Below are 3,337 nucleotides of genomic sequence, written 5' to 3'. Positions count from 1 at the left end.
CCATCCCCTTCGGCGAGCCCGAGCTGATGCGCGTCAGCGCCTTCGAGCGCTACCTGCATGAGCCGGGGGGTCCGCGTGCGCTCGGCGAAGTCGCCGACAGCAGCCTGCGCGGCGCGACGCTCAGCCCGTCGCTGCTGGCCGACCTGAGCCGTTTCGAGCGGGCCGGCCATGCGTCCGAGGTGCTGGACGTGCTGGCCGCCTGCGTGCGGCATTCGCAGCAGGTGGTGATCCACCTGCAGATGGGCCCGGCGGTGGTGCCGCTGACCGTGTTCGCGCGCGAGCGCCTGGTGCACTGCCCGATCAGCCTGGATGCGCTGCTGCGCGAGCGGCCCACCGAACTGCGGGTGCTGCACGTCGAGCCGGCGGTGCTGCGCACGCCGGGCGACTCGGAGCTGTCGCTGGTGGCCGATGAGCAGCACTACCACTCGCTCGGGCCGGTGCTGTGGGAACTGGCGCTGCGCGGCTCGCGCAACGCGCTGCTGCCGGAGATCGCCGGGCCGGTGGCCTACCGCGTCGCGCCGGGCTTCAACCTGGGCGGCCTGCGCGCCGGCGGCCTGGTGCGCACGGCGGTGCAGCGGCTGCAGGGCGACCGCTCGTCGCTGCGCGAGATGGCCGACTGGCCGGGCTTCGACACCTCGCGCGCCGCGCGGCTGCTGAACGCGCTGTACCTGCAGTCGGGGCTGATCATCAGCCGCACGCACCGCAGCGCGCTCGCCGAATCCTGGTTCGGCGCGCTCGGGCGCTCTGGATGACGACCCCTCGGTCGACGGGTACATCGACCGATCCCCCGAGGGGATGCGGGCCGGCTTGGGGCGGCCCGGCGCTCGGCCCGCGCCAGCGCACCACCCTCGCAGCGATCAGCGCGCGCCGAGCTCTTCCCAGCGCGTCAGCGCCGTCAGCAGCTCGTCGTCGAGGGCCGCGAAGCGCGCCTGCGCGGCCGCGAGCTTCGCCGCGTCGCCGGCGTAGATCTCGGTGCCGGCGAGCAGCGCCGAGAGCGTCTTCTGCTCGGTCTCCAGCGCCTCGATGCGCGCCGGCAGGCCGTCGAGTTCGCGCTGTTCCTTGTAGCTGAGCTTGGCCTTCTTCGCGACCGGCGCGGCTGCGGGCGGCGGCGGCGCAGCAGGCGTCGGTGCGGGCGCCGACCTGGCCGCCTTGTCGCGCATCGCCCGTGCGCGGTCGCGCTGCAGCTTCCAGTCCTCATAGCCGCCTTCGTACTCGCGCCAGAAGCCCGGGCTCTCGTCGCCTTCCCATGCGATCGTGCTGGTGACCACGTTGTCGAGGAAGCGCCGGTCGTGGCTCACCAGGAACACGGTGCCCGGGTAGCCCTGCAGCAGCTCCTCGAGCAGCTCGAGCGTGTCGATGTCGAGGTCGTTGGTGGGTTCGTCGAGCACCAGCACGTTGGCCGGCAGCGCGAACAGGCGGGCCAGCAGCACGCGGTTGCGCTCGCCGCCGCTCAGCGTGCGCACCGGCGAGTTGGCGCGCTCGGGAGAGAACAGGAAGTCGTTCAGGTAGCTCATCACGTGCTTGCGCTGGCCGTTGAACTCCACCCACTCGCTGCCCGGGCTGATGGTGTCGGCGAGCGTCGCGTCGAGCTTCAGCGTGCTGCGCATCTGGTCGAAGTAGGCGACCTCGAGCTTGCTGCCCTGGCGCACGTGGCCGGAGTCGGGCTTCAGTTCACCGAGGATCAGCTTCAGCAGCGTCGTCTTGCCGGCGCCGTTCGGCCCGATCAGGCCGACCTTGTCGCCGCGCAGGATGGTCGCGGTGAAGTCCTTCACGATCACCTTCTCGCCGAAGCGCAGGTTCACGTCGCGCAGCTCGGCGACGATCTTGCCGCTGGGCGCGCCGGAGTCCACTTCCAGGCGCACCTGGCCGAGCGAATCGCGGCGCTTCTGGCGCTGGTCGCGCAGCACTTCCAGCCGCTGGATGCGCGCCACGCTGCGCGTGCGGCGGGCTTCGACGCCCTTGCGGATCCACACCTCTTCCTGGGCCAGCAGCTTGTCGGCGCGCGCGTTGGCAAGCGCATCGGATGCGAGCTGCTCTTCCTTCATGCGCTCGTAGGCCGTGAAGTTGCCGGGGTAGCTGCGGATGATGCCGCGATCGAGTTCGACGATGCGGGTGGCCACGCCATCGAGGAAGGCGCGGTCGTGGGTGATCAGCATCACGCTGCCCTTGAAGCTGCGCAGCAGCTCTTCGAGCCAGGCGATCGAATCGAGGTCGAGGTGGTTGGTGGGCTCGTCGAGCAGCAGCACGTCGGGCACCGCGACCAGCGCTTGCGCCAGCGCGACGCGCTTCTTCATGCCGCCGGAGAGCTGGCTGATCTCGCGCGAGCCGTCGAGGTGGAGCTGCGCGAGCGTGGTGTCCACGCGCTGCTCCCAGTTCCAGGCGTCGAGCGCCTCGATGCGCGTCTGCAAGGCATCGAGGTCAACGCCGTCGGCGTGTTCTTCATAGGCCTGGCGCACGGCACGGGCTTCGGCCACGCCTTCGCTGACGGCCTCGAACACCGTGTGGCCCGGTTCGAACACGGGCTCCTGCGGCACGTAGCAGATGCGCACGCCTTGCGTCATCTGCAGCAGGCCGTCGTCGAGCTTCTCCAGCCCGGCGATGATCTTCAGCATCGAGGACTTGCCGGCGCCGTTGCGGCCGATCAACCCGAGGCGCTCACCGGTTTCGAGCGAGAACGCCGCGTTGTCGAGCAGGGCCACGTGGCCGAAGGCCAGGTGGGCATTGGAAAGCGAGAGGACGGCCATGGGGAAACCAACGGAGGAAACCGCGATTATCCCGTGCCCCGGATTTCAGGGGAGCTTGGCCTCCAGCGCGTCGATGAACATCTCTGCCACGTCGAAGCCGGCCTGCTGCGTGATTTCCTGGAAGCAGGTCGGGCTGGTCACGTTGATCTCGGTCAGGCTGTCGCCGATGATGTCGAGCCCGACGAGCAGCAGCCCGCGCGCGGCGAGCACCGGGCCGAGCGCCTCGGCGATCTCGCGGTCGCGGGCCGACAGCGGCTGTGCGACGCCCTTGCCGCCGGCGGCGAGGTTGCCGCGGATCTCGCTGCCTTGCGGGATGCGCGCCAGCGAGAACGGCACCGGCACGCCGCCGATCACCAGCACGCGCTTGTCGCCCTTCACGATCTCGGGCAGGTAGCGCTGCACCATCACCGTCTGCGTGCCGCCCTTGTTGAGCGTCTCGGTGATGCTGCCGAGGTTCAGCCCGTCGGGGCCGACGCGGAAGATGCCCATGCCGCCCATGCCGTCGAGCGGTTTCAGGATGATGTCGTGGTGGACCGCGTGGAAGCGCTTGATCTCGGCCTCGTCGCGCGTGACGAGTGTCGGGCCGATGAAGT

Annotated in this window: 3 protein-coding genes; 1 reads left to right on the top strand and 2 read right to left on the bottom strand. The window is 70.2% G+C overall.

What is annotated here, in order from left to right:
- Nucleotides 1-752 (top strand): hypothetical protein (locus tag AC1D12_RS28635; protein WP_477844498.1); only part of this gene is annotated, 752 nt, incomplete at its 5' end.
- Between the two features lie 105 nt (nucleotides 753-857).
- Here the strand turns inward: AC1D12_RS28635 and AC1D12_RS28630 are convergent.
- Nucleotides 858-2,744, bottom strand: a complete 1,887-nt coding sequence (locus AC1D12_RS28630; protein WP_477825364.1) for an ATP-binding cassette domain-containing protein — start codon at nucleotides 2,742-2,744, stop codon at nucleotides 858-860.
- Between the two features lie 45 nt (nucleotides 2,745-2,789).
- Nucleotides 2,790-3,337, bottom strand: a 548-nt coding sequence (locus tag AC1D12_RS28625) for a glutathione synthase (RefSeq protein ID WP_477844496.1), incomplete at its 5' end; no start/stop codon positions are given.

The sequence above is a fragment of the Rhizobacter sp. P1_G5 genome, assembly GCF_056405435.1.
Note: the sequence above shows the minus strand (reverse complement) of the source record. Positions and strands in the feature narration are given on the sequence as shown.

What these genes read in the sequence shown, in the direction of transcription:
- AC1D12_RS28630 (WP_477825364.1), bottom strand. Translation starts at nt 2,744, where the DNA reads ATGGCCGTCCTCTCGCTTTCCAATGCCCACCTGGCCTTCGGCCACGTG.